The 26,229-nt window shown below is 72.3% G+C and carries 26 protein-coding genes and 1 pseudogene; 11 read left to right on the top strand and 16 right to left on the bottom strand.

Annotated features, from left to right (window positions below; genetic code table 11):
• Positions 1-6 precede the first annotated feature (6 nt).
• Positions 7-168 (top strand): hypothetical protein, encoded by a 162-nt coding sequence (locus tag AB0E14_RS27825; RefSeq protein ID WP_362423794.1) that lies wholly within the window; start codon positions 7-9, stop codon positions 166-168.
• Positions 169-259: 91 nt separating this feature from the next.
• On the opposite strand, the gene AB0E14_RS27820 is transcribed toward AB0E14_RS27825, so the two are convergent.
• The 4 genes from AB0E14_RS27820 to AB0E14_RS27805 form a co-directional block, all read right to left on the bottom strand.
• Positions 260-775, bottom strand: a complete 516-nt coding sequence (locus AB0E14_RS27820; protein ID WP_362423791.1) for a GNAT family N-acetyltransferase — start codon at positions 773-775, stop codon at positions 260-262.
• A gap of 35 nt (positions 776-810) precedes the next feature.
• Complete coding sequence (locus AB0E14_RS27815; RefSeq protein WP_362423789.1) at positions 811-1,191, bottom strand: VOC family protein; 381 nt, start codon at positions 1,189-1,191, stop codon at positions 811-813.
• Positions 1,192-1,501: 310 nt separating this feature from the next.
• Positions 1,502-3,745: a VCBS repeat-containing protein gene (locus AB0E14_RS27810; protein ID WP_362423786.1), complete on the bottom strand. Its 2,244-nt coding sequence runs from the start codon at positions 3,743-3,745 to the stop codon at positions 1,502-1,504.
• 169 nt (positions 3,746-3,914) lie between these two features.
• Positions 3,915-4,673: a phosphoglyceromutase gene (locus tag AB0E14_RS27805; protein ID WP_362423783.1), complete on the bottom strand. Its 759-nt coding sequence runs from the start codon at positions 4,671-4,673 to the stop codon at positions 3,915-3,917.
• Positions 4,674-4,865: 192 nt separating this feature from the next.
• On the opposite strand from AB0E14_RS27805, the gene AB0E14_RS27800 reads away from it, so the two are divergent.
• Complete coding sequence (locus AB0E14_RS27800; protein ID WP_362423779.1) at positions 4,866-6,263, top strand: MFS transporter; 1,398 nt, start codon at positions 4,866-4,868, stop codon at positions 6,261-6,263.
• Here the strand turns inward: AB0E14_RS27800 and AB0E14_RS27795 are convergent.
• From AB0E14_RS27795 to mshA, 3 genes are all read right to left on the bottom strand, one after another.
• Entirely contained in the window at positions 6,253-7,926 is a 1,674-nt protein-coding gene (locus AB0E14_RS27795) for a glycosyl hydrolase family 28-related protein (protein WP_362423776.1), read from the bottom strand. The two genes, AB0E14_RS27800 and AB0E14_RS27795, sit on opposite strands and share 11 nt — an antisense overlap.
• 130 nt (positions 7,927-8,056) lie before the next feature.
• Positions 8,057-8,563, bottom strand: a complete 507-nt coding sequence (locus AB0E14_RS27790) for a YbjN domain-containing protein (RefSeq protein WP_362423773.1) — start codon at positions 8,561-8,563, stop codon at positions 8,057-8,059.
• Positions 8,556-9,899 (bottom strand): D-inositol-3-phosphate glycosyltransferase, encoded by a 1,344-nt coding sequence (gene mshA, locus AB0E14_RS27785; protein WP_362423770.1) that lies wholly within the window; start codon positions 9,897-9,899, stop codon positions 8,556-8,558. The genes AB0E14_RS27790 and mshA overlap by 8 nt, the downstream gene beginning before the upstream one ends.
• Positions 9,900-10,190: 291 nt before the next feature.
• Here mshA and AB0E14_RS27780 point away from each other — a divergent pair, with 291 nt between their 5' ends.
• The 3 genes from AB0E14_RS27780 (at position 10,191) to AB0E14_RS27770 (ending at position 13,976) form a co-directional block, all read left to right on the top strand.
• Positions 10,191-11,000, top strand: a complete 810-nt coding sequence (locus AB0E14_RS27780) for a class I SAM-dependent methyltransferase (RefSeq protein ID WP_362423767.1) — start codon at positions 10,191-10,193, stop codon at positions 10,998-11,000.
• 313 nt (positions 11,001-11,313) lie between these two features.
• A complete protein-coding gene (locus AB0E14_RS27775; RefSeq protein WP_362423764.1) occupies positions 11,314-12,372 on the top strand; it encodes an NlpC/P60 family protein in 1,059 nt (352 codons plus the stop codon).
• 347 nt (positions 12,373-12,719) lie between these two features.
• Entirely contained in the window at positions 12,720-13,976 is a 1,257-nt protein-coding gene (locus AB0E14_RS27770) for a fused response regulator/phosphatase (protein WP_362423761.1), read from the top strand.
• Positions 13,977-14,143: 167 nt separating this feature from the next.
• Here AB0E14_RS27770 and AB0E14_RS27765 read toward each other — a convergent pair whose 3' ends face one another.
• The 4 genes from AB0E14_RS27765 to AB0E14_RS27750 all read right to left on the bottom strand — a co-directional run bounded on the left by AB0E14_RS27765 (position 14,144) and on the right by AB0E14_RS27750 (position 16,296).
• A complete protein-coding gene (locus AB0E14_RS27765; RefSeq protein WP_362423758.1) occupies positions 14,144-14,479 on the bottom strand; it encodes a DUF2516 family protein in 336 nt (111 codons plus the stop codon).
• Between the two features lie 87 nt (positions 14,480-14,566).
• Positions 14,567-15,136 (bottom strand): hypothetical protein, encoded by a 570-nt coding sequence (locus AB0E14_RS27760; protein ID WP_362423755.1) that lies wholly within the window; start codon positions 15,134-15,136, stop codon positions 14,567-14,569.
• Between the two features lie 27 nt (positions 15,137-15,163).
• On the bottom strand, positions 15,164-15,580 hold the full coding sequence (locus tag AB0E14_RS27755) for a helix-turn-helix transcriptional regulator (RefSeq protein WP_362423752.1): 417 nt from the start codon (positions 15,578-15,580) through the stop codon (positions 15,164-15,166).
• Positions 15,581-15,663: 83 nt separating this feature from the next.
• Positions 15,664-16,296, bottom strand: coding sequence for a TetR/AcrR family transcriptional regulator (locus tag AB0E14_RS27750; protein WP_362423824.1), 633 nt, complete (start codon positions 16,294-16,296; stop codon positions 15,664-15,666).
• A gap of 69 nt (positions 16,297-16,365) precedes the next feature.
• On the opposite strand from AB0E14_RS27750, the gene AB0E14_RS27745 reads away from it, so the two are divergent.
• A complete protein-coding gene (locus tag AB0E14_RS27745; protein ID WP_362423749.1) occupies positions 16,366-16,791 on the top strand; it encodes a hypothetical protein in 426 nt (141 codons plus the stop codon).
• A gap of 14 nt (positions 16,792-16,805) precedes the next feature.
• Here AB0E14_RS27745 and rox read toward each other — a convergent pair whose 3' ends face one another.
• Together rox and AB0E14_RS27735 are read right to left on the bottom strand one after the other, a co-directional pair.
• Positions 16,806-18,242, bottom strand: coding sequence for a rifampin monooxygenase (rox, locus tag AB0E14_RS27740; protein ID WP_362423746.1), 1,437 nt, complete (start codon positions 18,240-18,242; stop codon positions 16,806-16,808).
• Positions 18,243-18,565: 323 nt separating this feature from the next.
• Positions 18,566-18,949 (bottom strand): helix-turn-helix domain-containing protein, encoded by a 384-nt coding sequence (locus tag AB0E14_RS27735; RefSeq protein WP_362423743.1) that lies wholly within the window; start codon positions 18,947-18,949, stop codon positions 18,566-18,568.
• Between the two features lie 52 nt (positions 18,950-19,001).
• On the opposite strand from AB0E14_RS27735, the gene AB0E14_RS27730 reads away from it, so the two are divergent.
• Positions 19,002-19,955, top strand: a complete 954-nt coding sequence (locus AB0E14_RS27730) for an NAD(P)-binding domain-containing protein (protein WP_362423740.1) — start codon at positions 19,002-19,004, stop codon at positions 19,953-19,955.
• A gap of 27 nt (positions 19,956-19,982) precedes the next feature.
• Here AB0E14_RS27730 and AB0E14_RS27725 read toward each other — a convergent pair whose 3' ends face one another.
• Complete coding sequence (locus AB0E14_RS27725) at positions 19,983-21,101, bottom strand: alkene reductase (RefSeq protein ID WP_362423737.1); 1,119 nt, start codon at positions 21,099-21,101, stop codon at positions 19,983-19,985.
• 101 nt (positions 21,102-21,202) lie between these two features.
• Between AB0E14_RS27725 and AB0E14_RS27720 the strand changes: the two are divergent.
• The 3 genes and pseudogenes from AB0E14_RS27720 to AB0E14_RS27710 form a co-directional block, all read left to right on the top strand.
• A pseudogene (locus tag AB0E14_RS27720) lies at positions 21,203-21,553 on the top strand (MerR family transcriptional regulator); the annotation flags it as partial.
• A gap of 182 nt (positions 21,554-21,735) precedes the next feature.
• Positions 21,736-22,221 (top strand): MarR family winged helix-turn-helix transcriptional regulator, encoded by a 486-nt coding sequence (locus tag AB0E14_RS27715; RefSeq protein ID WP_362423734.1) that lies wholly within the window; start codon positions 21,736-21,738, stop codon positions 22,219-22,221.
• A gap of 97 nt (positions 22,222-22,318) precedes the next feature.
• Positions 22,319-23,785, top strand: a complete 1,467-nt coding sequence (locus tag AB0E14_RS27710) for an MFS transporter (RefSeq protein WP_362423731.1) — start codon at positions 22,319-22,321, stop codon at positions 23,783-23,785.
• Here the strand turns inward: AB0E14_RS27710 and AB0E14_RS27705 are convergent.
• Positions 23,715-24,638, bottom strand: coding sequence for a DMT family transporter (locus AB0E14_RS27705; protein ID WP_362423728.1), 924 nt, complete (start codon positions 24,636-24,638; stop codon positions 23,715-23,717). The genes AB0E14_RS27710 and AB0E14_RS27705 overlap by 71 nt on opposite strands.
• A 72-nt stretch (positions 24,639-24,710) precedes the next feature.
• On the opposite strand from AB0E14_RS27705, the gene AB0E14_RS27700 reads away from it, so the two are divergent.
• A complete protein-coding gene (locus tag AB0E14_RS27700; RefSeq protein ID WP_362423725.1) occupies positions 24,711-25,637 on the top strand; it encodes a LysR family transcriptional regulator in 927 nt (308 codons plus the stop codon).
• On the opposite strand, the gene AB0E14_RS27695 is transcribed toward AB0E14_RS27700, so the two are convergent.
• Positions 25,591-26,205 (bottom strand): GNAT family N-acetyltransferase, encoded by a 615-nt coding sequence (locus AB0E14_RS27695; protein WP_362423721.1) that lies wholly within the window; start codon positions 26,203-26,205, stop codon positions 25,591-25,593. The two genes, AB0E14_RS27700 and AB0E14_RS27695, sit on opposite strands and share 47 nt — an antisense overlap.
• Positions 26,206-26,229 lie beyond the last annotated feature (24 nt).

The raw sequence follows: 26,229 nt of genomic DNA, 5'->3' as shown, positions 1-26,229 counted from the left end.
GGACCCATGGCTGATACCGCCACCACCGCCACCACCGACACCCAGCAGGCGATTCCGCGCGACGCGGTGTTCCTGCCCGTTCTCAGCCTCAGCGGCTGCTCGTGCGGAGCGGGCTGCGGCTGCGGCTGCCAGTCCGGCGGGCCGTGCCAGTGCGGGGGCTGCGGCTGAGGTCGCGCGTTCCTGGCGTCGTGACGCACGACGCGAGCGGCCCCGCCCGGATCCTTCCGGGCGGGGCCGCTCGCGTGGTGCGCGCGTGGTGTCAGAGATCGAGGACGCCGACGGTCTGCCGGCCGCTGGTCTCCCCCGTCGGACGGAAGCCGAGTCCGAGGTAGAACCCCTCGGGCCCCTCCTCACCCGGCTCCCAGGTCACGTACATCGACCGGGGTGCCGTCGACCCGGGGCCGGTCTCGGGCCCGGGCTCGTCGCCGCCGCGTCGCCGTATCTCCTGGCGTACGGATTCGACGGCGAACCGCCCGTACCCCTTGCCCTGCCGGTCGGCGGCGATGTTGAGCCGCCAGAGTCCGCTGCGGCGGTCGTCGGGGTCCTTCTCCGGGGCCCACTGGATGTCCAGGAAGGCCATCAGGAAGCCGACGACCTCGTCGCCGTCGAGGATGAGCCGGGGCCAGGCGGTCGCGCCGAAGGCGTACGCCTCCGCGAGCGAATGCGCGACGGAGGCGACGTTCTTCTCCTGGTGGGGATGGACGCGCAGGGCGAGCGCGGCGTCGATGTTGTCGGGGGTGATCTTCTCCAGCCGGAGTGCGGTGTCGTCAGCCATGGCCGGAGGCTATCGGCGCCACCGCCGTCACCGCTTTAGATATACGGGCGGGTGATCAGCTCGATGGCGTGACCGGCGGGGTCCTTGAAGTACACCCCTCGGCCGCCGTGCCCGTGGTTGATCTCGCCCGGGAGCCGCATCTGCGGATCGGCCCAGTGCTCGACGGAAGCGTCGCAGAGCCGCTGGTACGCGCGGTCGAAGAGCTCGTCGTCGATGAGGAACGCGTAGTGCTGCATCTGGATCTCGATCTCGCCGGGCGGGGTGGCGAACTGGAGCAGGACGCCGTCGGCGAGCTGGACGTTGACGAACGGCCCCCAGGACGGGGCCTCGGGGAGTTCGAGCAGCTCGCGGAAGAAGCGGGCGGACTCTTCGTTGTCCTTGGACGCGATGATGGTGTGGTTGAAGCTGACTGCCATGGGTGGAAGACCTCGCTGTGGGTTCGGCTGAGTGGGAACGACTGGACTGGAGGGGCGCGATGCCCAGAGAGGTCCAGGGAGGTCCACGTGCCGAACGCAGGGGGTGACGTACGCACCCCCGCCGCGGGATCAGCCTTCTACCGGCTTGCCCGTCCGTGTGTGGCGAAGAGTCGCCGATCCGGTGATCACGTAGGGGACCTTATGCGAGTCCTCGGGCGACAACAACGGCTTTTCGGACGGACTTTCGACGACAAGGCCGGAAAGGCCCCCTCCAGGCGGGAGGGGGCCTTTCCGGCACGCACTACGCGGACTACACGACGGTGTTGAACTTGGTGCCCTCGCCCGCGTACAGCGGCGTCGTCTGACGGCTGAAGGGCGCGGTGACGGAGCCCGTGGAGCGGTACACGGACGTGCCGCCCGCCCCGTACGCGATCAGATCCGGGCGACCGTCGTTGTCGAGGTCGCCCGCGCCGACGAGCTGGCTGAAGGCGCCCCAGCCGGCGCCGATCTTCACGCGCGGCGCGAAGGGGGCGGTCGGGGAACCGGTGCCCTGGTAGAGCCAGAGGATGCCGTCCTTGTCGCGGGCGACCAGGTCGCCGTGGGCCGAACCCACGATGTTCCCGACGGCGGTGATCTGGTTGTAGACGCCCCAGCCGGCGCCGACCTTCACGCGGGCGGCATAGGGCGCGGCGGCGTTGCCCGTGCCCTTGTAGAACCACAGCACGCCGGTGGTGTCCGTGGCGACGAGGTCGGCGCGGCCGTCACCGTTGAGGTCCGAGCCGCCGGTCAGCTGGTTGTACACGCCCCAGCCGGCGCCGACGCGGGCGCGGGGCGTGAAGGTGCCGTCGCCCTTGGCGAGGTAGTGCCAGAGCACGCCGGAGCCGTCGAGGCCGAGCAGGTCGCCGGCCTTGTCGCCGTTGAGGTCGCCGACGGCCTCGATCTGCTTGTACGTGTTCCAGCCCGCACCGATCCTCGTGCGCTCGGCGGGCTTGACCTGCCCGCCCACCGGCCGGTCCCGCAGATCGTCCCGCCACAGCACACCGGCGGCGTCGCGGGCGAGGACGTCGGTGGAGCCGTTGTTCGTGTAGTCGTGCGGGTTGTTCGCCCGGACGACCCACATCTCCCAGCCCTGGTAGGCGGGCTCGCCGGCGCCGTCGAGCGACGTCGCCTCGGCCTCGATCGCGTACCGGCCGTTCGGCGCGTCGACGCCGCCGATGGTGCCGTCCCACGTGTAGTCGAAGCGGTTGCCGGTGGCCGGGGCCGCGACGGTCGCCCGGAACTCCTTGCCGGTGGCGACGTGCGTGAGCGTGAGGTCCAGGCGGGCGTCGGGCCGGGAGAGCGTCCAGCCCATCGTCACCGTGCCGCCGGTCTTGTCGAGGTCCGCGACGTCCGCGACGTGGACCTGCTCGATCTCCACGCCGACCGGCGCGGGCGCGCCCGCCTGCGCGACCTTGGTGACCGTCGGGGTGCCGTCCGCCGCGGCCGCGACGCGGAACAGCCCCGTACCGTCGGCGGCCCTGCTGCCCTGGACGACCGCGCTGCCGTCGGCGTCGGACGACGAGCCGGATCCCTTGTCGAGGAGGTCGCGCGTCTCGCCGGTGGTCAGGGAGACGGCCCGGACGGGCCGCCAGGCGTTGCCGTACACCAGCCAGCCGCCGACGAGCTCGTAGTGCCACTCGTCGTCGCGGGCGCCCAGGGTGGTCTGCTTCTCCTCGCGGGTCGCCCGGTCGACAGAGGTGACGAACAATCCGATGCCGGCCTTGTAGTCGAGCCACGCCACGTGCGAATCGGAGAGCATCAGGCCGCTGAATCCGAACCCGGACTCGGCAGCGGCGTACGTCTCGGACACCGTCCCGGCCGTCACGTCGATCACGGCCCGGCCGCCGGTCCGGGCGCCCGCGGGGCCCGTCTCGTAGCCCACGAAGGCGATGCCGCCCTTGACCGGTGCGCTCGTGTAGAAGTCGGTGGCGTCGGCGGGCAGTCCCGTGACCTCGCGGGTGGTCGTGTCGGTGCCGTCCTTGCTCACGACGTGCAGCTCCGCGGTGCCGTCGCCCTTCGTCACCTGGGCGAGCACGCTGGTCGGGCTCAGCACGGCCACGTAGTTGGCGTCGAGCGCGCGCAGGTCGATGTCCACGCCCGGGGCGGACGGGTCGGCCATGTTGCGCAGGGTGAGGGCACGCATCTGGGAGGTCCAGCCCTCGTCCCCGATGCCGACCACGTCCGTGCCCGACTGGGCCCATCCGCCATCCTCGGGAACCTGAAGCTTCGTCACCGCGCCGTTCGCGTACGAGGTCCAGTGCAGCTCCCGGGTCCCGTCGTTCGTGAACGAGTACATGAGGAAGCCGGTCGTGCCCGTACCGCCGAGACTGGAGTCCTCGGGATAGAAGGGAAGGGCGCCGGGCTGGTCGTTCGTGGCCGCCGGGCCGGAGGTAACGCCCGGGGTCGCCGCGAACGCGGCCGGCGCGGTGGCCAGTGTGCCTGCGCCGAGGGCCGTGACCGCGAGGACGGCCGTGACGGCCGTGGCGAGGCGGATGCCGGTGGAGCGGAACTGCAAGGTGAACCCCCACGAGAAGACTCGGACACGGAATACTCCGTTCCTGATGAGACTCGCGACCGGATCGCACGGTTGTACGGGATCTTCGGGCAGCTTCGAGGGAACCACGAAGAAGCCCCTTCCTCGCCGGAGCAAACGGCGGGGAAGGGGCTTCGTCCGTGCGTGTGGGCTACTTCTTGCCCTGGTTCTTGACCGCCTCGATCGCCGCGGCCGCAGCCTCCGGGTCGAGGTACGTGCCGCCCGGGTTCAGGGGCTTGAAGTTCGCGTCCAGCTCGTAGACCAGCGGGATGCCCGTCGGGATGTTCAGGCCCGCGATGGCCTCGTCCGAGATGCCGTCCAGGTGCTTGACCAGGGCGCGGAGGCTGTTGCCGTGGGCCGCGACCAGGACCGTGTGGCCGTCCAGGAGGTCCGGGACGATGCCGTCGTACCAGTACGGGAGCATGCGCTCGACGACGTCCTTCAGGCACTCCGTGCGGGGGCGGAGCTCCGGCGGGATCGTCGCGTAGCGCGCGTCGTCCGACTGGGAGAACTCGGTGCCGTCCTCGAGCGCCGGCGGCGGGGTGTCGTAGGAGCGGCGCCAGAGCATGAACTGCTCCTCGCCGAACTCCGCGAGCGTCTGCGCCTTGTCCTTGCCCTGGAGCGCACCGTAGTGGCGCTCGTTCAGACGCCAGGAGCGGTGGACCGGGATCCAGTGGCGGTCGGCGGACTCCAGCGCCAGCTGCGCCGTGCGGATGGCGCGCTTCTGGAGGGAGGTGTGCAGTACGTCGGGCAGCAGGCCGGCGTCCTTGAGCAGCTCACCGCCGCGGACCGCCTCCTTCTCGCCCTTCTCGGTGAGGTTGACGTCCACCCAGCCGGTGAACAGGTTCTTCGCGTTCCACTCGCTCTCGCCGTGGCGGAGGAGGATCAGCTTGTACGGTGCGTCGGCCATGCGTCCGAGCCTAGACGACGGCGGGGGCGCCCCGCGCACCGTGCACGGTCCGTGGACAGGTGGCTGTCCTGGTACCCAGGGGTCCCGTCGACGGTTGACGATCGCCGTCAATTCAGTGGCGCCCGTCGAGCTCCAACTCGTAAGTTACGTATCCGTACAGCGACACTTACAGGCACGGGGAGCCCGCCACACATGTCCTTCGACTCGATCAGACGATCAGCCCGTGCCACCGTCTCCGGTCTCCCCCAGGGCTTCTGGTGGCTCTGGCTCTCCACCCTCGTCAACCGGACCGGCGCCTTCGTCCTGACCTTCCTGTCGCTGTACCTGACGCAGGAACTCGGCCACTCCGCCTGGTTCGCCGGGCTCGTCGTCGCCCTGCACGGCCTCGGCGGCGTCGCCGGTTCCCCGCTCGGCGGCACCCTCACCGACAAGTGGGGCCGCCGGCCCACGATGGTCACCATGCACCTGGTGACGGCCACCTGCGCCGCGGGCCTCGCCCTGGTCACCACCGCCTGGGGCGTCGCGGCCGTCGTCCTGCTGATGGGCGTCTCCATGCAGGCCGTCCGGCCGTCCATCCAGGCGACCATCACCGACATGGTCCCCGAGCCCGACCGCCGCCGGGCCTTCGCCCTCAACTACTGGGCCCTCAACCTCGGTTTCGCCGTCGCCGCCTTCGGCGGTGGCGCCGCGATGTTCCTCGGCTACCGCACCCTGTTCGTCGTCGAGGCCGTCGCGGTCACCCTGTGCGCCCTGATCGTCTTCCTGCGCCTCCCGGAGACCCGCCCCGAGGCCCGCCGGAACCCGGCCGGCGAGATCGTCGAGAAGGACCGCGTCAGCGTCCTCGACGTCCTGCGCGACGCCCCGTTCCGCACCCTCGTCCTCCTCAACCTCCTCATCTGCCTCGTCTTCACCGCCCCTTGGGTCGGCCTGCCGCTCTCCATGGCGGCCACCGGGCTCGAACCCTCCGCGTACGGCGCCGTCATCGCCGTCAACGGTGTCGTGATCGTCGGCTTCCAGCTGCTCGTCAACAAGGTGACCGACAAGCGCTCCCCGGCGATGCTGCTCACCGTCTCCTCGCTGCTCTTCGCCGTCGGTACGGGCGCCACCGCCCTGGCCGGCACCCCGCTCGTCTTCGCCGTGACCGTCGTCGTGTGGACCATCGGCGAGATGGTCCACGTCCCGACGAACGCCGCCGCCACCGCCAAGCTCGCCCCCGAGCACGCCCGCGGCCGCTACCAGGGCGTCATGGGCATGTCCTGGGCGCTGTCCGGCTTCCTCGCCCCGATCCTCGCCGGATGGGTCGTCGACGGGCCGGGTCCCGACTGGCTCTGGGCCGGTACGGCCGTGATCGGAACCGTCGCCGCGATCGGGTACACGACCCGGCTCCGCAAGGCCCTCGACGAGAGCCCCATGGACACGGCCGCGGGGACGGCCGCCGTCTCGGCCACCGTCTCGGCCGACAGCCCGGTGGCCGGTCCGGCCGAGGCCCCCGCCGAGGTTCCGACCGACGCGTCGGCCGATGCGTCGGCCGGACGTCCGGTCGCCGCCCCCGCCGACGCCAAGACCGGCACCTCCTCCGTCAGCGCCTGAGTCCGCGCTGCGCCTCGTACAGGTTCCGGGGGCGGACCGCCCCCGGAGTCCCGTACGCCTCCACGCGCGCGTGGAGCTCCCCCGCGAAGTCCGGCACGTCGATCTGGTCGAACTCCGTGACCTCGCTGATCCCCACCGTCGCGCTGTACGGCGCGATCGTGTCGATCTTGACCAGGCCCGCCCGGCCGTTCGTCACCGTCACGTTCCAGTGCGCGAACCGCGCACCGTACAGCGGGCCCGCCGAGGCGTCGCCGCCGTGCCGGCCGTTGTTCTCGACCGTGATCTCCGTCCGGACATTGGCGAACGGCATGCCCCGGTGCGTGTCGAAGGTGCCCATCTCCATCACCCCGCGCGACCAGACGTTGTAGCTGGAGAGCCCCTCCACGTTGATGCCGTGGAGCTGCGTCCCCGCCGGCGCCGGGACCGTACGGGCCGCGATGCGGAAGTCCTCGATCAGGTTGTCGTGCGCGCCCTCGCGGCAGAAGTACGGGTGGTGGGAGCCGCGCCCCTCCACGCGGGTGCGGCGCAGGGTGCAGGCGGAGGCGGCGACGAGACCGAAGCCGTTGTCCACGTGCCGTACGACGACGTCCTCGGCCCAGCAGTCGTACGCGCACTGGAAGGTGACGCCGTTGTAGCCCTTGTCGAGGAGGTGTGGGGACTGGGGCGTCTCGACCGCCTCCAGCGTCAGTCCCTCCACGCCCGAGCCGGTGAGCGGTTCCACGAGCGTGGTCAGGCGCGGGTCCCACTCCGGGCGGACGTCGAGGGGAAGGGGACGCTCCAGCGTCACCTTCCGGCCCCGCACGGAGACCACCCGGACCGGCCACTCGTACGGCACGTACGAGGTCAGCTTGGTCTTGTCGTCCCAGTGGTACGACTCGGGACCGGCGCCGCCGCCCGCCATGTGCTCCAGGAGCGTGTGACCGGCGTCGTCGGCGAGGCGGAGCAGGACCAGTTCTCCCCGCCGCACGGCTGACGGGTCGTCGACCGTGACCGTCCAGTCGCCGCGGCGCGCCGGGCCGACGGTGGTCAGGGTCTCCCACTCGTCGCGCCTGTTGCCCGTCCAGCCCTCGAAGGGCCAGGCCCTGGCGCGGATCGCCGCCACGAGGGAGGCGTGACGGGCGCGCGGGGCGAGCCAGATGAGGCCGCCGGCCCAGGACCAGGAGGACTTGTCGCCGCCGTAGCGCGAACCGTACGGGCCGATCAGCTCGGTCAGGTGCTTCGTCGCGACGAGCTTCGTACGGCCCGAGCCCGCGCCGCGCAGGACCACGCCGCTGTGGCCTATGCGCAGGAAGTCGTCGATGCGGTACGTCCCCGGTGGTACGAGCACCGTGCCACCGCCGCGCTCCCCCGCCTCGGCGAGCGCCCGGTTGACGGCCGCGGCCGAGTCGGCGGAGCCGTCGGGGACGGCCCCGTAGGTGAGGACGTTCGCGACGACCGGCGGCCGGTCGAGCCGGGTGGCGCCGCGGCGGGCGCCCGCGCGGCCCACGTAGGGGATCTGGGGGTGGGTGTAGGGGGCGTCGGCGTACTCGCGCCAGAGGGTCGTGGTGCGCCCGAGCGTCGCGGCGCGTCCGACGGTCGCGGCACTCGGCGGGGCGAAGCCCGTCGTCGCCGCGACCCCCACGGCCACCGCCCCGCCCACGAACTGTCTCCTGGTGATTCCCATGAGCCCCGCCTCGCATTCATGGATATGAACAGCATTCATAATTGCGTTGGCGGTGAGCATGGCACGGCCCAGGGTGGGCGGGGAAGGGGTCGTACGGGGGCCGGGTGGGGCCTGGCGGGGACGGGCGCGTCTACGGCTTCTTGGTCAGGTGGGTGAACGCGTCGAGATTCCGGGTCGACTCGCCGCGCGAGACCCGCCACTCGTACTCACGCCGGATCGCGCTCGCGAAACCCAGCTCCAGGAGCGTGTTGAAGGAGCCGTCCGCCGCTTCGAGGACCGAGCCGAGCAGCCGGTCCAGCTCCTCCGCGGTGACGGCGGCCAGCGGCAGCTTGCCGGTGAGATAGATGTCGCCGAGGCCGTCGACCGCGTAGCTCACGCCGTACAGCTTGAGGTTGCGCTCCAGGAGCCAGCGGTGGACGGCCGGCTCGTTCTCGTCGGGGTGGCGGATGACGAAGGCGTTCAGCGAGAGGGAGTGCCGGCCCACGCGGAGGGAGAGCGTCGTGAAGAGCTTGCGCGTGCCGGGGAGTTTGACGACGTACGAGCCCGGCTCGGGCGACTCCCACTCCAGTTCGGCGTCCTTGAAGGTGTCCTCGACGACTCGCCGTACGCCCTCAGCCCGCTCAGCTCGCTCAGCCATGCAGCGAGCGTACGCGACGGCGGTGATCGTGCATCGCCGCCGTGTACACGTCCGCCGTGCCCGAGGCGGCGGTGTCCCAGCCGAAGGACTCCGCGTGCCGGGCCGCCGCGGCGCCCATCCGCGCGGTCAGCGCCGGGTCGTCGACGAAGCGGCCGAGCGCGCGGGCGTAGTCGGCCGGGTCGTGGCCCTGGACCAGGAAGCCGGTGACGTCGTCCCGCACGGCCACCGGAAGGCCGCCCACGGCCGCCGCGACGACCGGGGTGCCGGCCGCCTGCGCCTCGATGGCGACCAGGCCGAAGGACTCGCTGTACGAGGGCATGACCAGCACCGAAGCGGCCCGGAACCAGTCCGCGAGGCGGTCCTGGCCGACGGGCGGGTGGAAGCGGACGACGTCGGAGATGCCGAGCCGGGCGGCGAGCTTCTGCAGCCCCTCGGGCTTGGCGAGGCCGCTGCCGCTCGGCCCGCCGACGATCGGCACGACCATGCGCGAGCGCAGCGACGGATCGCGCTCCAGGAGCCGGGCCGCGGCCCGCAGCAGGATGTCGGGGGCCTTCAGTGGCTGGATCCGGCCCGCGAAGACCGGGATGAAGGCGTCGGCGGGCAGCCCGAGGCGGGCCCGGGCGGCGGCCCGGCCGTCCGCCGGGCGGAAGTGGTCCAGGTTCACGCCGGGGTGGACGACGGCGACCTTCGCCGGGTCCGCCTCGTAGAACCGGACCAGTTCGTCGGCCTCCTCGGAGGTGTTGGCGATCAGCCGGTCGGCGGCCTCGACGATCTGCGTCTCACCGATCACCCGGGCCGCGGGCTCGGGCGTGTCGCCCTCGGCGAGCGCCGCGTTCTTGACCTTCGCCATGGTGTGCATGGCGTGCACGAGCGGGACGCCCCAGCGCTCGGCGGCGAGCCAGCCGACGTGGCCGGAGAGCCAGTAGTGGGAGTGGACCAGGTCGTAGTGGCCGGGCCGGTGCCCCGCCCAGGCCTGCATCACACCGTGCGTGAAGGCGCACAGCTGGGCCGGCAGCTCCTCCTTGGCAAGGCCCTCGTACGGGCCCGCGTCCACGTGCCGTACGAGAACACCCGGCGCGAGTTCGACGACCGGGGCGAGGCCGCCGGTAGTGGCCCGGGTGAAGATCTCGACCTCGATGTTGATCGCGGCGAGCCGCTTGGCCAGCTCCACGATGTACACGTTCATCCCGCCGGCGTCGCCGGTGCCCGGCTGGTGGAGGGGCGAGGTGTGGACGCTGAGCATGGCCACCCGGCGGGGGTTCCGGTGGCGTCCGGGGAGCCGGAGCCGGGGCGGCGTCGCCAGGGAGCCGGCGAGCCGGGACACGTACTGGCTCACGTCGACGGTCCTTCCGCTGGGTCGGGGAGCGGGCATAGCGCGGGTCGGGCAAAGTGCGGGTCGGGCTTGGAGCGGGTCGGGCGTGTGGAGCGGTCGGGCTTGGAGCGGGTCGGGCAAAGAGCTGGTCGGGCGTGGAGCGGTCGGGCACTGCGGGCACAGCGAAGGCGGCGCGCGCGGCACCTTCCACGGGCGACAACGCCGGAATCGCCCCATCCATTTCCTCTTTGCCAATTCATTGCCGTGCCGGACGGCGTGGCACCACCGTCCGGAACCGGCCCGTACCCTCGTTCCATGGCCCCGCGCACCAAGCTCCCCGCCGTGTCCCGACCCGTCGGCACGGCCACCCGCGGGACCACCAACCCGAACCGGCTGCGTCGCATGGACCGCTGGATCGCCTCCACGCACGGCCCCGCCCTGCGCCGCTCCGCCGAGCCGCCCGTCGCCGTCGACCTGGGGTACGGCGCCGCCCCCTGGACCGCCGTGGAGCTCCTGACCCGGCTGCGGACGGCCGACCCGCGCACCGAGGTCGTCGGCATCGAGATCGAGCCGGCCCGGGTCGCCGCCGCCAAGCCGTACGAACGCGCGGGCCTCACGTTCCTGCACGGCGGCTTCGAGGTCCCGGTGCCGGGCGAGGTCGCGCTGATCCGGGCCGCGAACGTGCTGCGCCAGTACGACGAGGACGAGGTCGCCGCCGTGTGGGCGCGGCTGTGCGCGCGGCTCGGCCCCGGCGGGCTGCTCGTCGAGGGGACCTGCGACGAGATCGGGCGCCGTCATGTGTGGGTGGCCCTCGACAGGTCAGGGCCGCGGACGGTCACCTTCGCGACCCGGCTCGGCTCGCTCGACCGGCCCTCCGACCTCGCGGAGCGGCTGCCCAAGGCGCTGATCCACCGCAACGTGCCGGGCGAGCCGGTCCACGCGTTCCTGCGCGACTTCGACCGGGCATGGGCGGCGGCCGCCCCGTACGCCTCGCTGGGCGCGCGGCAGCGCTGGATCCGCGCCGTACGGACGCTTGCGGCGGACTGGCCCCTGACGGACGGGTACCGGCGGTGGCGGCAGGGCGAGGTGACGCTCCGCTGGGAGGCGCTGGCGCCGCGCGGGTAGTGGGGAGATCCCGCAGGCGGCGAGCGGCCGGGCAGCGGGGAGCGGGCCTCGCGCGGGTAGTGGGGATTCCCCGGGCGGCGGGCGGGCGCGCGCGCTTGCCGATGCGCCAATTGCCGGTGAATTCCGGCTCCATCGGGAACGCAACACCCTTCCCACCCGTCCCGTCTGAGGGAGAGTGACCCGACAGGGGCCGGTATCCCCTGTTGCTTTGACGTCACGCATGGCACTATCGCCAAGGTCGCCACCAAGTTACTGACGGTAAATCAGATACCGGCTGCCGGACACGGGTGCGGGCCGCACTGAGGGGGAGCTTGTGAACCGACGCCGCCGCGTCAGCGCCGCGATCACCGTGGTCTGCGCCCTGACGATGCTCGCCTCACCCGCGCTGACGCTCCAGGCCTCGGCCGACCCGCTGCCGCCGGGGGCGCCCGCCGCGCCCAAGAAGACCCTCGAAGAGGTACGCAAGGAGATCGACGGCCTCTACCGGCAGGCCGCCGCCGCGACCGACGCGTACAACCTCGCGGAGGAGCAGACCAAGGAGCAGTCCGCCGAGATCGTGCGACTGGCCCAGATGATCGTGGCCGGCAACGAGAAGATCGACGCGCTCAAGGCCCAGGCGGGCGCCGCGGCCCGTGCCCAGTACCGCAACGGCGGGCTCCCGGACGGCGCGCAGTTCGTCCTCACCGACGACCCGCAGCTCTTCCTGGACAACGCGGGGCGGTTCAAGGCGGGCCAGAAGGCCACGAAGGACCTGCTCGCGGAAATGACCAGGACCCAGGCCCAGTTGACCGTCTACGCCAAGGACGCGGGCACCAACTGGACCAAGCTGGAGGCCAACCGCGTCAAGCAGGCCACGGCCAAGAAGGACATCAACGACAAGATAGCCGCGGCGAAGAAGCTGGAGTCCCAGCTGGCGGCCGAGGAACTGGAGCGGCTGCGGCGCCTGGAGGAGCAGGAGCAGTACCGCCAGCAGACCGCCTGGGTGAACACCGGCGTCCTCAAGGGCCTGACCGCCACGGCGACGCCGCAGGGCAAGCGGGCGGTGGAGTTCGCGACGGCGCAGATCGGCAAGCCGTACATCTGGGGAGCCGAGGGCCCGGACTCGTACGACTGCTCGGGGCTCACCCAGCGGGCCTGGGGCTCCGCGGGCCGGAACATTCCGCGCACCTCGCAGGAGCAGTGGCGGCTGCTGCCCAAGGTGGACATCAAGGACATGCGGCCCGGCGACCTGATCGTCTACTACAAGGACGCCAGCCACATCGGCATGTACGTCGGGAACGGCGCGATCGTGCACGCGCCGCGCCCGGGCCGGGACGTCACGCTCGCGGGCGCGGGCTCGATGGAGATCCTGGGCGTGGTCCGCCCGGAGTGAGCGGCGCGGAGTGAGCGGCGCGCAACGACCGGCACGGGATGAACGGTCCGGAACGAGCGGTCCGGAATGAGTGGCGCGGGGTGAACGGTCCGGAACGAGCGGTCCGGCTCCCGACCGCGTGCCTCCGGCGTGACGCCGTTCACTTCCGCACGCCACCCCGGCGTGATGTTCGTCATGGCTCCGAGGGCAACAACCTCCCCATGCGCGGCATATGCCAATGGCTCTTCGGTGCTCATACTCTGATCGGCATTCCGCTCCCCCGTGCGCTACCGCTATGGTCCCCGTCTGGCGGGACGTCGTTCGTCGCCCCGCCGCGCCCTCGGGGGGAGGGAAGGAAACCGCGACCGATGCCCGTACCCGTACCGCGCCAGAGAATCGTCTCTGCAGCGGCACCCGGCGCTGTTGTCACCGCTGCCACCGGCACCGGCGCCGACCTCACCCTGCTGGTCGTCGAGGACGACCCGGCGGGTGCCCTCGCCGTGCCCGAGATGCTCGACGACCGGGACGGGACGCGCGTCCGGATCCGTACCGCCCGCAACCTGACCGAGGCCGAGCGGCTGCTCACCGACGACGTGCACTGCGTCCTGGTCGACCTGGCCCTGCCCGGCCCCCGCGCGGCCGGTGACGACCCGCTCGCGCCCCTGCGCCACATCCTGCGGCTCGCCCCGCGCCACGCCGTCCTCGCGCTCGCGGCCTCGGCCGACGCGGAGCTGGCGGCGGAGGCGGTACGGGTCGGGGCCCAGGACCATCTCTTCCGCGAGGAGCTCGACGGCCGGCTGCTGAGCCGGGCGATCCGGTACGCGGTCGAGCGCAAGCGCGCCGACGCGGTGCAGGTGAAGCTGACCGAGTCGCGGCTGCGGGCCCAGGAGAACGCCCGCCTGGAGCGCGGTCTGCTGCCCACCCCGCTCCTGGAGGGCTCCGACCTGCGCTTCGCCGCCCGCTACCGGCCCGGGCGCTCGCGCGCCCTGCTCGGCGGGGACTTCTACGACACCGTCCGCACACCCGACGGCACGGTCCACGCGATGATCGGCGACGTCTGCGGGCACGGCCCGGACGAGGCCGCGCTCGGCGTGGAGCTGCGCATCGCCTGGCGGGCGCTGACCTTCGCGGGGCTGTGCGGGGACGAGCTGCTCTCGACGCTCCAGCGGGTCCTGGAGCACGAGCGGGAGAGCGAGGAGATCTTCGCGACGCTCTGCACGGTCGACATCGCGCCGGACGGCCGCCGGGCGGGCCTCTGCCTGGCCGGCCACCCCGCGCCGCTGATCGCCCGCAAGGGCCGCCCGGCACGGCTGCTGCCGTACGAGGACGGCGGCCCGGCACTGGGCCTGCTCCCGCGCGCCCGCTGGCCGCGCCGCCAGGTGGAGCTGGGCGCGGCCTGGAGCCTGCTGATGTACACGGACGGCCTGATCGAGGGCCGCTCGGCGGGCCCGGGCTCGCCGCGGCTCGGTCAGGACGGGATGGTCGAGATGATCAACCGGCAGCTGGCCGAGGGCCTGCGGGGCGAGGACCTGCTCGAAGCGGCCGTCACGGAGGTGCGGTCGCTGAACGGCGGTGAGCTGACGGACGACGTGGCGGTCCTGGCCCTGGAAAGGGCCCGGGGCTGACGCGCGGCCCGGCACGGAAGTAGAGGGGCCCGGCGGCCCTGGCGCGGGAAAGGGCCCGGGGCTGTGGCCCCGGGCCCTTTTCTCGGCTCAGCCGGTCGTCATCGGCCGCCGTTGTCCTACCGGCCGCCGTTGACCTAACGGCCTCCGTCCCACCGGCCGCCGTTGTCCTACCGGCCGCCGTTGTACGGGCCGTACGGCCCGTCGCTGCTGGATCCGCCGCGGCGTCCGCCGCCGGAGACCTGCTTGAGGGCGGGCCGGACGTCGACCATGAAGACGATCGCGGCGATGACGCCGGCGATCTGCAGGAAGAGCATGTCCAGGACCAGGTTCAGGACCAGGTTGATCCCGAGGATGATCAGCCAGAACTTCTTGGTCTGCTTGTCGGCCGCGCGGTACGCGTCCTCGCGCGCCATGGCGGCGAAGACGAAGGAGACGACGGCGAAGACGAGGAAGAACAGCCCGACCACCAGCGTGATACCCAGGTCGAATCCTTCACGCAACATGTCTGAACCGCCTCGTCAGTGGATGGGGCCCTTGCACGGTCAAGGTACCCGTTACAACGCTCCGGGCACCCTGTTCGGTGCCCCGGGTCACTTCTCCGTGGCGCCGGCGGTCTTCTTGGCGGCCGGCTTGCGGACGGAGGTCTTCCGGGCGGGGGCCTTCTTCGCGGCGGTCTCCTCGGCCGCGGGGGCGTCCTGGGCGGGAACCTCGGCCTTGGTCTCGGGCTCGGGCTCGACCACGACGGCGATCTCGGTGATCTCCTCGGCCACCTCACCGCGCCACGCCTTCACGGCCTCCTCGCCGTGCGCCGCGACCTCCTCGTACTTCTCGCGCGCCTTGACCGCGTACTCGGCGGCCACGCCGACACCCCGCAGGGCCAGGTCCTGGGCGGTCTCGCCGAGCTTCTTCAGGTCGGTGTCGAGGGTGCCGACGACCTCGGCGAGCTTCGACTGGACGGTGGCCTGGGCCTCCTTGGCCCGGTCGGTCACCTTCTCCTGCACGGCCTTGGGGTCGGTGTTGCGCACGGCGTCGATCCGCGCGGGCGCCTCGGCGGCGATCTGCTCGATCAGGCCGGGGACCTTCTTGGCCTGCTGGACGGCGAGGTCGGCGGTGCCGGCGGCGAAGTAGAGGGGGGTACGCAGTTCTTCGATGATGGCCATGGTGGTGGTCCTCCGGAATGTCACGTACTAGCTCGCGGTCGGTTCGGCATCGGAAGCGGCGTCGTCCCCTGGGGCGGCCCGGTCGGCGACCGCCTGCTCGGCGGCGTTCTCCTTGCGGAAGGAGTCGTAGATCTGGAGCAGCACCTGCTTCTGCCGCTCGTTGATCGAGGGATCGGCCAGGATGACGGCGCGCGTCTCCAGCTCCTCCCGCTCCTTCTCGTCGAGGATCCCCGCCCGCACGTACAGCGTCTCGGCGGAGATCCGCAGCGCCTTGGCGACCTGCTGCAGCACCTCGGCGCTCGGCTTGCGCAGCCCGCGTTCGATCTGGCTGAGATAGGGATTGGACACCCCGGCGGCCTCCGCGAGCTGCCGCAGCGACAGCTGCGCGGTGCGCCGCTGCTCACGGAGGTACTCGCCAAGATTGCCGACGTTGAGCGATGCCATGCTGCGAAGATGCCACCCCGCGCTAACTATTGCAAGCAGGCGCTTGCAATAGTGTCGTACTCCATAGGCATCCCCTGCGACCGTCAGGACGGATGCCCGGCACCCCGATCCTGATCGACGAGCGACATCCCGGACGCGAGGGCGCGGGCCGCGTCCGCGAAGAACTGCTCGTCCGCGCCGGGGGCGAGGCCGAGGGGGACGCCCTGACCGAGGCCGACGAAGAGCGCCCTCAGCGCGGTGACCAGCCGCCCCGCCTGATGCGGGGTCACGACCCCGCCGTCGTGGGACCTTCCCGTGAACCGCGCGACCAGTGCGCTCTCCTGCGACCGGACGGACGCGGCGAGCCGTGCACCCAGCTCCGGGTCGTGCAGAGCCATGTCCAGCAGGGTGATCTGGAGCGAAAGGCGGGGCAGGGCGTCCGGGTCGTCACAGCCGCGCCGGTAGTGGCGGGCGAAGGCGTCCACCGCCGCGAGCAGGTCGAGCCCCGCGGGCACCACCTGCTCGATCTCGTCGTAGTGCGGCCCCAGACGGTCGGCGACCAGGGCCACCACGAGGCCGTTCTTGCTCCCGAACAGCGAGTAGACGGCACCGGTGGTCAGGCCGGCCCGTTCGGCGATCTCCTCCAGCTTCGCCCGGTGGCCGTCCCGGGCGACGACCTGGAACGCGGCGTCCAACAGGGCGCGTCGGTTGCGTTCCTTGGCCTCCGCTCTCGTCATTCTCATAACTCGATTATTGCCGTAATCTCGTTATGAAACCAGTCGGTGCGCGCTTCGGGGAGGAACCTCATGGACCAGGTCGTGACGCCGCGGGTGACGCGCGAGACCGTGGGCGCTGTCGCCGACGGCGCCTTCAAGGTGGTGCTCGCGGCCGTCTGCCTCGCCGCACCGGCCCCTCTGGGCCGACTGCTCGGCACACCGGCGTATCTGATGGTCCTTGCGGGCGTGGCCCTGTCGATCGGCGGCGCCGTCGAGATCGGGTTCACCCGCAGCCGGCCGATGCGCACCTACACGCGGCTCATGATCGCGTACGACAGCGGCTGGGCCCTGGCGGCCCTGGTCGGCCTGCTGTTGGCCTGGCAGGGCAGCACCTCCGGGGGCGACGTCTGGATGTGGTACCAGACGGCCGCCCCCGTCGTGTTCGCCGCGCTGCTGGTCGCCGCCGCCCCGGTGCAGGCGGATGCAGCCACGCACGGAGCGGACACGACGAGCTGACAGCGGATGGGCGCTCAGGCCGCTTCGGGGCCGAACCAGCGGATCAGGGCGGTGCGGAGGTCCGCCTGGTCGGTGCCCGCCCAGGCGACGTGGCCGTCCGGGCGGAGGAGGACCGCGGGGGCGGTCAGTTCCTCGCTGACGTCGACGACGTGGTCGACGCGGTCCGCCCAGCCCGCCGCCGTGAGGGTGCCGGTCTGGTCGAGCAGCAGGCCTCGGCCGGTGCGGGTGAGTTCGTAGAGGCGGCCGTGCTTCAGCTGCAGGTCGCGCAGGCGGCTGCCGAGCAGTTCGTGGCCCTCGCCGAAGTCGTAGCGGACGCCGAGGGCGGTGATCTTCTCGATCAGGCGCCGGTTGACCTCCTCGATGTCCATCAGCTCCGCGAGCAGCCGGCGCACCGACTGCGGGCCCGGCTCCACGCGCATCAGCTCCATCTGCGCGCGGGTGTTGTCCAGCACGTCGGCGGCGACCGGGTGCCGTTCGGCCTCGTAGCTGTCGAGAAGGTGCTCCGGCGCCCAGCCGTCGACCGCGGCCGCCAGCTTCCAGCCGAGGTTGAACGCGTCCTGGACCCCGAGGTTGAGCCCCTGCCCGCCGGTCGGCGGGTGGATGTGCGCCGCGTCGCCCGCGAGGAAGACGCGGCCGACCCGGTACCGCTCGGCCTGCCGGGTCGCGTCGCCGAAGCGGGAGAGCCAGCGCGGCGAGTGCACGCCGAAGTCGGTGCCGGCCACCGCCCGCAGCCGCTCCTTGAACTCCTCGAAGGCCGGCGGGACCGTACGGTCCTCCCGCACCCCCTCGGCCGGCACGATGACGCGGTAGAGGCCCTCCCCCAGGGGCCCGACGCCGAACCGCTTCTGCGTCCGGCGGACCTCGGCCATCACGGCTGCCACCTCGTCCGGATCCGCGGTCAGCTCCATCTCGCCGAGCAGCGTCTCGACCCGGCTGGGCTCGCCAGGGAACGCGACGCCGATCAGCTTGCGCACGGCGCTCCGGCCCCCGTCGGCGCCGACGAGGTAGCGCGCGCGCAGCCGGGTGCCGTCGGCCAGTTCGGCGGTCACCCCGTCCTCGTCCTGGCTCAGCGCCACCAGCAGGGCACCGCGCCGGATGTCCGCGCCGAGTTCGACGGCGCGCTCGGCCAGGAGCCGGTCGACGACGGGCTGCGGAATGCCGAGGACGTACGGGTGGGCGGTGTCGAGGCGCGGGGCGGGCTTGGTGATGCCCGCGAAGAACCCGCCACCGACCGGGTACTGCTTGCCGAGCGGGAGGAACCGTTCCAGCAGCCCGCGCTGGTCCATCACCTCGACACTGCGCGCGTGCAGACCGAGTGCGCGGACCACCTTGGTCGGCTCCGCGTCCCGCTCGAGGACGACCACGCGCACGCCCTGAAGCCGCAGCTCGGCGGCGAGCATCAGTCCGGTCGGTCCACCACCGACCACGATCACGTCATGGACATCGGTCACGTCAGGCATGGCTCCCCCAGAGAACATCGACAAAGCAGGCAATTCGGAAGCTTCCGGCTCAGGTCGACGATTCTGCACCACACCGGGGGCCTTGCCGCAAGGCCCCCGGTGCGCTATATCTTGAGAGTGGCGAGGGGTTCGTACCCCTTGCCTTTTGTCATTTCCGGGGGTCCCGTACGGGGATCCTGTCCGGGGGTCCCGAGCGTGCGCAGACCCCACTCCCTCGCCCTCATGCAGCCACTTTTTTGTGGGTACTTGGCGGCGAGTCGCGCGGCGGCGAAGCTGGTGGAGCCGGCGAAGGGAGGAGGAGCGGTGCGCATACGTCAGGAGGCGGCCGGGCGGATCTCGGCGAGGCGGGAGGACTCCCGAGACTGTTCCTCCAGCATCTCCAGCCTGCGGTGCCCCCAGTCGGAGAGGGGCGCGAGGGCCGTCGCCAGCTCCGCTCCGAATGCCGTCAGCGAGTACTCGGTCTTCAGCGGCAGCGTGTCGTACACCCGCCGGTGCACCAGCCCGTCGGTCTCCATCTCGCGGAGCGCCTGAGTCAGCACCTTCTCGCTGAGACCGGGCAGCAGGCGGCGCAGCTCGCCCGGGCGGCGCGGGCCCGACTCTAGCTGCCAGAGCAGTGTCGTCTTCCACTTGCCGTCGATGACCGCGATCGCCGCGGTCACCCCGCAGACCTCCGTGTCCTGGGCCCGACCACGCGTCATCCTCGCCCCCCCTTTGTTCACTGATCATCACTGTACGTACGGGAGTTGAACCATGTCCTCATCCACCGAGCAGTCCACCGCCCCCGGCACCGCTCCCCTCTCCGTCACCGTGCTCGGCCTCGGGCCGATGGGCCGGGCCCTCGCGGGCGCGTTCCTCGACGCCGGAGTGCGCACCACCGTCTGGAACCGGACGCCGGGCCGGGACGGGGAGTTGGTCGCGCGGGGCGCGATCGGCGCGGGTTCGGCGGAGGAGGCGGTCGCGGCGAGCACGCTGACCGTCGTCTGCGTCGTGAACTACGACGCGGTGGACGCCGTGCTGCGCCGAGAGGCGGTCACCGGCGCGCTCAAGGGGCGGACGGTCGTCAACCTGACCGCCGACACCCCGGACCGGGCCCGCGCCACCGCCGCGTGGGCGGCCGAGCACGGCATCGGCTATCTCGACGGTGCGATCATGACCCCGACCACCACCATCGGCACCCCTGACGCGGTGTTCCTGCACAGCGGCCCGGCCGAGCTGTACGACGAGCACCGTCCCGTACTGGACGTCCTCGGTGGCACCCACACCCATCTCGGCGAGGAGCCCGGCCGGGCGGCCGCGTACGACATCGCGCTGCTCGACATCTTCTGGACCTCCATGGCGGGGTACGCCCACGCTCTCGCGGTCGCCAAGGCGGAGGGGATCACCGCGCGGGAACTCGCGCCGTTCGCGCGGGGCATCGGCGCGATCCTGCCGCCGATCTTCGAAGGCGGCGCGGCGGACGTGGACGACGAGATCTACTCGGGCGCCGACAACCCGCTCACCTCCTCGGCCTCTTCCATGGCCCACATCGTCCACACCTCCGAGGCGCACGGCATCGACGCCGGCGTGATGCGCGCGGCCGAGGGCCTCGCCCGGCGCGCCATCGCGGAGGGCCACGGCGGCGACGGGTTCCTCCGGATCACCGAACTCCTGGGCCGCGGCGAGGGCTCGGGACCCGGTTCCGAGTCCACGGCCACCGCCCGGTGAGCCCCGCGCTCGGCGCGCAGTCCACGGCTACCGTCCGGTGAGGGTGAGCGCGGGGTAGTCCGTGTAGCCGGTCTCGCCGCCCGCGTACATCAGGTACCGGTCCCGTACGGGATTGAGCGCGGCGCCCGTACGGAGCCTGGCGACCAGGTCGGGGTTGGCGAGGAACGGACGCCCGAGGGCGATCAGGTCGGCGCCGGTCGCGAGCAGCGCCTCGGCCTCCGCGCGGCCGCCCTCGGCGACCGCCTCGCGGGAGAGGACGGGGTTGGCGACGAGCCTGCCGGGCCAGGCGGCGCGGATCGTCCGGAAGAGCGGGCTGTCGGGGTCGGCGTGCACGATGTGCAGGTAGGCGAGGTCGAGTTCCGCCAACTCGCCGACGAGCGCCGGGTAGAGCGCGTCGGTGTCGCCCTCCTCGATGCCGTTGACGGTCAGCCCGGGGGAGATCCGCACCCCGACCCGCTCCGGGCCGATCGCCTCGACGACCGCCCGGACCACCTCCAGGGTGAACCGGACCCGTCCGGTCACCGCGCCGCCGTACGCGTCCGTCCGGCGGTTGGTGTTCTTCGCCAGGAACTGGTGCAGGAGGTAGCCGTTGGCCGAGTGGACCTCGACACCCGCGAAACCGGCCGCGACGGCGTTGCGCGCGGCGACGGCGAAGTCGGCGACCGTGGAGCGGATCTCGTCGAGGGTCATCTCCCGCGGTACGACGGGGTCCTGGAAGCCGCTCGGGGTGTGGATGGGGTCGGGGAGCGGTACCGGCGAGGGAGCGATCGGGGTCAGCCCGCTGTTGTCCGGGTGCCCGATCCGGCCGCCGTGCTGGAGCTGCAGGAACATCCGCCCGCCCGCGCCCGCGACCGCCTCGGTCACCCGCCGCCAGCCCGCCACGTGCTCGGGTCCGTGGATCGCGGGGATGTTCGGGTACGTGAGGCCCACGGCGTTGGGCGTGGCGGCCTCGGCGACGATCAGTCCGGCGGAGGCGCGCTGGGCGTAGTAGGTCGCCATCAGCTCCCCCGGCACGCCGTCCGCGCCGGCTCGGTTCCGGGTCATCGGGGCCATCACCAGGCGGTTGGGCAGGGTCAGTTCGCCCAGGCGGGCCTCCTCGAAGAGACGGGAGTCGCGGGCCGTTTCGATGATCATGTGCGTCGTCATGCCGGTACCGTAGAAGCTGTCATCGGTGTCAGATTCAAGTCCCGCGGGCACCACGGGCGGGACATCGCGTGCGCAACATCGCGTGGGGGGCGGAGACAGGGATGCGGATCGGGGAGCTGGCGCGGCGCACCGGAGTCAGCGAGCGTTCGTTGCGCTACTACGAGATGCAGGGGCTGCTGGCCGCCGAGCGGACGCCCGGCGGGCACCGCAGCTACGGCGACTGGGCGGTCGACCGCGTCATCCGCATCCAGGCGCTGTACGCGGCCGGTCTGCACAGCAAGAAGATCGCCCGGCTGCTGCCGTGCATGCGGGACGCCGACGGCGGGCCCTCGCGGATCGCCACGTCCCGGCTCGTCGCCGAACTCACGGAGGAGCGGGAGCGCATCGACCGGCTCATCGGCGACCTGGTCCGCTCCCGCGAGGTCCTGGACGAGGTCATCGACGCCGCCGCGGAGCACGCGGCTGCCGCGTCGCACGCCCCTACCGAGCACGTCGCCGCCTCCTCGCACGCCTCCACCGAGCACGCCGCCCCCTCGCACACGGCAGCCTCGCCGCCCGAGGGCGCCCTGCGGTACGCGATCCCGTCCGCTTCCTGATAATCCACGACGGACCGACTTCACCTACCCTGGCTGACATGACAGCCATGGCACCCGCCCGCACCGAACCGGACCTCTCCTTCCTCCTCGACCACACCAGCCACGTCCTGCGGACCCGCATGAGCGCCGCGCTCGGGGAGATCGGGCTCACCCCGCGCATGCACTGCGTCCTCGTCCACGCCCTGGAGCAGGAGCGCACCCAGGCGCAGCTGGCCGAGATCGGGGACATGGACAAGACCACGATGGTGGTCACCGTCGACGCGCTGGAGGCGGCCGGGCTGGCCGAGCGCCGGCCGTCGAGCACCGACCGGCGGGCCCGGATCATCGCGGTCACCGAGGAGGGGGCGAAGGTCGCGGCGAAGAGCCAGAAGATCGTCGACGGGGTGCACGAGAGCGCCCTCGCCTCGCTGCCCGACAAGGAGCGCGAGGTACTGCTGAGCGCACTGAACCACCTGGTCACGGGCCATCTGGAGACCCCGGTGGAGAGTGCGCGACCGGCCCGGCGGGCCCGCCAGAAGGGCTGACCGCGGACCATCCGCACCCTCGAACCGTAAAAGATAGTCTGCAACGGAACTATCTGCTACGGTCTTTCCTGTTGCCTCCCTCGCACAGGAGAGACCCATGAACACCGCTGCCCCCGCTGCCCGCACCGCCCAGTCCGGCTCCCGCGCCCGCTCCCTCGCCCTCGGCGTCCTCGCCACCGGGATGCTGATGACCGTCCTCGACGGGAGCATCGTCACCGTCGCCATGCCCGCCATCCAGGGCGACCTCGGCTTCACCCCGGCAGGCCTCAGCTGGGTGGTGAACGCCTACCTCATCGCCTTCGGCTCGCTGCTCCTGCTCTCCGGACCCGTCGGCGACCTCATCGGCAGGAGACGGATGTTCCTCGCGGGTACGGGGGTGTTCACCGCGGCCTCCCTGCTCGCCGGTGTCGCCACCTCCCCCGCGGTCCTGATCGCCGCCCGCTTCCTGCAGGGCGTCGGCAGCGCGATGGCCTCCGCCGTGAGCCTCGGCATCCTCGTCACGCTCTTCACCGAGCCCCGCGAACGCGCCCGCGCCATCGCCGTGTTCAGCTTCACCGGGGCCGCCGGCGCCTCCATCGGCCAGGTCCTCGGCGGGATCCTGACCGACGCGCTCGCCTGGAACTGGATCTTCTTCATCAACCTCCCCATCGGCGCCGCGACGCTCCTCGTCGCCCTCCGCGCCCTGCCGCGCGACAGCCGGGGCCGCGGCGGCGTCGACCTGCTCGGCGCGCCGCTCATCACGGCCGGCCTGATGACCGGCATCTACGCGGTCGTCACGATCGAGGAGTACGGCGCCGGCTCCGCCCACACCCTCGGCCTCGGCGCCCTCTCCCTCGCCCTCCTCGCGGGCTTCGTCCTGCGCCAGGCCCGGGCGGCCGACCCGCTCATGCCGCTGCGGATCCTCCGCTCGCGCCGGGTCTCGGGCGCCAACCTGGTCCAGATGCTGATGGTCGCCGCCCTCTTCTCCTTCCAGGTCCTCGTCGCCCTCCACCTGCAGAAGGTCCTCGGGTACGGCGCCGCCGAGACCGGTCTCGCGATGCTGCCGGCCGCCGCGATCATCGGCGCGGTGTCCCTGGGCGTCTCGGCCCGACTGAACGCCCGCTTCGGCGAACGCGCCGTGCTGCTGACCGGGCTCGGGCTGCTCGTGGTCATGCTCGGCCTGCTCACCCGGGTGCCGGTGAACGCCTCGTACGTCACCGATCTGCTGCCCGTGATGCTGCTGGCCGCGGGGTTCGGCCTCGCGCTGCCCGCGCTCACCTCGCTGGGCATGTCCGGCGCGAAGGAGGAGGACGCCGGCCTCGCGTCGGGGCTCTTCAACACCACGCAGCAGATCGGCATGGCCCTCGGCATCGCGGTCCTCTCCACCCTGGCCGCCGCCCGCACCGAGTCCCTCACCGCGGCGGGCCGACCCGCCGCCGAGGCCCTGACCGGCGGCTACCACCTCGCCTTCGGCGTCGGCGCCGGTCTCCTCGTCGCCGCCTTCGCGGTCGCCCTCACCGTCCTGCGGCAGCCGAAGGACATCCGGAAGGCGTCCGAGGGGCGGGTCGCGGCCCCCGTCGCGTAAGGGCCACCCCCGCGAGCACGACCGTCATCCCCGCCACCACCCGTACCGTCAACGGCTCGTCGAGCACGAGGGCCCCGAGCGCCACCGACACCACCGGCAGCAGATAGCCGACCGTCGCGGCGCTCGTCGGGCCCTCCTCGGCGATCATCCGGTAGTTGAGGTGGAAGGTCAGCCCGGTCGCGAAGACCCCGAGCACGACGACCGCCCCGACCCCCGCCCACGAGACCGCCATCGCGCCCCCGGCCAAGGGCGCCGGCACACTCAGGGCAGTCGCCGCGAGCAGCTGCGCCGCCGACAGCGCCATCGGTGCGGTGCCCCCGCCGGCCAGCTTGCGGGCCATGTACGCGAAGGCCACCGCGTAACTGGCCGAGGCGCCGAGCAGCGCGAGCGCTCCCCCGCTCAGCAGCCCCGATTCCCCGCTCCACGGGGCGAAGATCAGCAGGACGCCCGCGAAGCCGAGGACCAGACCGGCGAGCCGGGCGGCGGACATCGGCCGCTCCGTGCCGAGGGCCACGCCGATGAGCAGGGACCAGAGCGGGGTGGTGGCGTTCAGGACGCCCGCCACACCGCTGTCGACGGTCTGCTGCCCGATGCCGAAGAGCAGGAACGGCAGCGCGTTGCAGAAGAAGGCCGCGACGGCCAACCGCCCCCAGGTGCGCCGGTCCCGCGGCAGCCGCTGACCGGCCGCGTACGCGAGCGCGAGCAGCACGCCCGCCCCGAGCAGGCACCGGACGAACGTGATCCACCCCGGGGTGAGGCCGTGCGCGAGAGCCAGCTCGATCCAGAGGAAGGCCGAGCCCCAGAGCAGGGCCAGCACGCCCATACGTACGCCCGTACGCGTCGCCGATGTCATGGGCTCCACGGTCCCCGCACCCACCCGACAGGACAAGCGAAGAATCATGCATCCAGCGTTAAGCTCTGCTACATGCTCGATGTGAGACGCATGCAGGTGCTCCGGGCCGTCGTCACCAGCGGATCCGTCACGGCCGCCGCCGCGAACCTCGGCTACACCCCCTCCGCCGTGAGCCAGCAGATCAACGCCCTGGAGAAGGAGGCCGGCATCGCGCTGCTCGAACGCCACGGCCGGGGCGTCCGGCCCACCGCCGCGGGGGTGCTGCTCACCGAGCACGCGGAGCTGATCGGCCGCCGGGTCGCCGAGGCCGAGACCGCCCTCGCCGACCTGCGGGCCGGGCGCACCGGCCAGGTGGCGGTGCGGTACTTCGCCACGGCGGGCGCCGAACTCGTCGCCCCCGCCCTGGCCCGGTTCCGCCGCGAACACCCGGGCGTACGGGTCGACCTGAGGATCGCCGAAGGCGCCAGGACCGATCCGGAGGCGGACGTCACCCTGGTCGTACGGCCCCGGGGCGCGGCCACCGAGGACGGGCTCCGCCTGGTCCACCTCGCCGACGACCCCTACCGCGCCGTGCTCCCCAAGGGCCACCGGTTCGCCGACCGCCGGGTGGTCGACCTGGCCGAGCTCGCCGACGAGCCGTGGGTGGGCAGCGAGCGCCCGGGCCCTTGTCTCGACGCCGTTCTGGAGGCGTGCGCGGCGGCCGGTTTCACTCCGGACATCGCGGTGGAGTGCGAGGAGTACGCGACCGCCCAGGGCTTCGTCGCGGCCGGGCTGGGGATCAGCCTGGTGCCGCTGATGGGCCTGGGCAGTCGCCATCCGAACGTGGTGGTCCGCCGGCTCCGGGGGCCGGAGCCGGTCCGCTCGATCCACGCGGCGGTACGGGAGTCCTCGCGCGCCCTGCCCGCCGTACGAGGCCTCCTGACGGCTCTTCAGGAGGCCTGGGGAGCCGACGCTACGAAGCGTCCCGGCTCGGCTCGCGCCACATCGCCCACAGCGTAGGACCGCCCCCGGGAAGCTGCAGCTCCTGGCGCACGGTGAAGCCGAAGTGCCGGTAGAAGGGCAGGTTGTCGGGCTTGGAGGACTCCAGGTAGGCGGGCATCCCCGCCGCGTCGGCCTTGGCCAGGCCCGAGCGGAGCAGGGCGGCTCCGTGCCCCTGGCCCTGTGCGGCCGGGTCGGCGCCGATCAGGGCGAGGTACCAGTGGGGCTCCTGGGGCGTGTGCTTCCCGGCCTCCTCGACGGCGGCGCCGAAGACCGGCGCCCGGTCGCCCAGGATGCCGGTGAGTTCCTGGATGGTCTCCGCGTCCGGGACGGCCTTGGCCGCCGCCTCCGGCGGCACCCAGAAGGAGGCCGCCGCGCCGGTGCACTCGCACACCGCGTGGCGGACGTACTGCCGGGTGAAGAGGGTGGTGAAGTAGCGGCCGAGCGAGGCCTCGCGGGAGGCGTCGTCGGGGAAGAACCAGCGCATCATCGGGTCGTCGTCGAAGGCGCGGGTGAGGGTGCGACCGATCAGGGGTGCGTCGTCGATCGTTGCCGTCTGCGGGGTGTTCGTTATCGACATACGGGTCATTCTGCACCTTGATGATCTTGCAGT

It is taken from the genome of Streptomyces sp. NPDC047981 (assembly GCF_040653315.1).
Classification (GTDB): domain Bacteria; phylum Actinomycetota; class Actinomycetes; order Streptomycetales; family Streptomycetaceae; genus Streptomyces.
The sequence above is the reverse complement of the archived record's forward strand: the minus strand, read 5'-3'. Positions and strand labels throughout refer to the sequence as shown.

Bases quoted from the DNA above. Each gene is read 5' to 3' on its own strand.
- AB0E14_RS27790 (WP_362423773.1), bottom strand. From the start codon at position 8,563: ATGGCTGAGCGAGCTGAGCGGGCTGAGGGCGTACGGCGAGTCGTCGAG.
- AB0E14_RS27820 (WP_362423791.1), bottom strand. From the start codon at position 775: ATGGCTGACGACACCGCACTCCGGCTGGAGAAGATCACCCCCGACAAC.
- AB0E14_RS27725 (WP_362423737.1), bottom strand. From the start codon at position 21,101: ATGACGACGCACATGATCATCGAAACGGCCCGCGACTCCCGTCTCTTC.
- AB0E14_RS27815 (WP_362423789.1), bottom strand. From the start codon at position 1,191: ATGGCAGTCAGCTTCAACCACACCATCATCGCGTCCAAGGACAACGAA.
- AB0E14_RS27695 (WP_362423721.1), bottom strand. From the start codon at position 26,205: ATGACCCGTATGTCGATAACGAACACCCCGCAGACGGCAACGATCGAC.
- AB0E14_RS27805 (WP_362423783.1), bottom strand. From the start codon at position 4,673: ATGGCCGACGCACCGTACAAGCTGATCCTCCTCCGCCACGGCGAGAGC.
- AB0E14_RS27780 (WP_362423767.1), top strand. From the start codon at position 10,191: ATGGCCCCGCGCACCAAGCTCCCCGCCGTGTCCCGACCCGTCGGCACG.
- AB0E14_RS27715 (WP_362423734.1), top strand. From the start codon at position 21,736: ATGACAGCCATGGCACCCGCCCGCACCGAACCGGACCTCTCCTTCCTC.
- AB0E14_RS27765 (WP_362423758.1), bottom strand. From the start codon at position 14,479: ATGTTGCGTGAAGGATTCGACCTGGGTATCACGCTGGTGGTCGGGCTG.
- AB0E14_RS27825 (WP_362423794.1), top strand. From the start codon at position 7: ATGGCTGATACCGCCACCACCGCCACCACCGACACCCAGCAGGCGATT.
- AB0E14_RS27795 (WP_362423776.1), bottom strand. From the start codon at position 7,926: ATGGGAATCACCAGGAGACAGTTCGTGGGCGGGGCGGTGGCCGTGGGG.
- AB0E14_RS27800 (WP_362423779.1), top strand. From the start codon at position 4,866: ATGTCCTTCGACTCGATCAGACGATCAGCCCGTGCCACCGTCTCCGGT.
- AB0E14_RS27735 (WP_362423743.1), bottom strand. From the start codon at position 18,949: ATGACGCGTGGTCGGGCCCAGGACACGGAGGTCTGCGGGGTGACCGCG.
- AB0E14_RS27760 (WP_362423755.1), bottom strand. From the start codon at position 15,136: ATGGCCATCATCGAAGAACTGCGTACCCCCCTCTACTTCGCCGCCGGC.
- AB0E14_RS27755 (WP_362423752.1), bottom strand. From the start codon at position 15,580: ATGGCATCGCTCAACGTCGGCAATCTTGGCGAGTACCTCCGTGAGCAG.
- AB0E14_RS27705 (WP_362423728.1), bottom strand. From the start codon at position 24,638: ATGACATCGGCGACGCGTACGGGCGTACGTATGGGCGTGCTGGCCCTG.
- AB0E14_RS27750 (WP_362423824.1), bottom strand. From the start codon at position 16,296: ATGACGAGAGCGGAGGCCAAGGAACGCAACCGACGCGCCCTGTTGGAC.
- AB0E14_RS27700 (WP_362423725.1), top strand. From the start codon at position 24,711: ATGCTCGATGTGAGACGCATGCAGGTGCTCCGGGCCGTCGTCACCAGC.
- AB0E14_RS27770 (WP_362423761.1), top strand. From the start codon at position 12,720: ATGCCCGTACCCGTACCGCGCCAGAGAATCGTCTCTGCAGCGGCACCC.
- AB0E14_RS27745 (WP_362423749.1), top strand. From the start codon at position 16,366: ATGGACCAGGTCGTGACGCCGCGGGTGACGCGCGAGACCGTGGGCGCT.
- AB0E14_RS27730 (WP_362423740.1), top strand. From the start codon at position 19,002: ATGTCCTCATCCACCGAGCAGTCCACCGCCCCCGGCACCGCTCCCCTC.
- AB0E14_RS27710 (WP_362423731.1), top strand. From the start codon at position 22,319: ATGAACACCGCTGCCCCCGCTGCCCGCACCGCCCAGTCCGGCTCCCGC.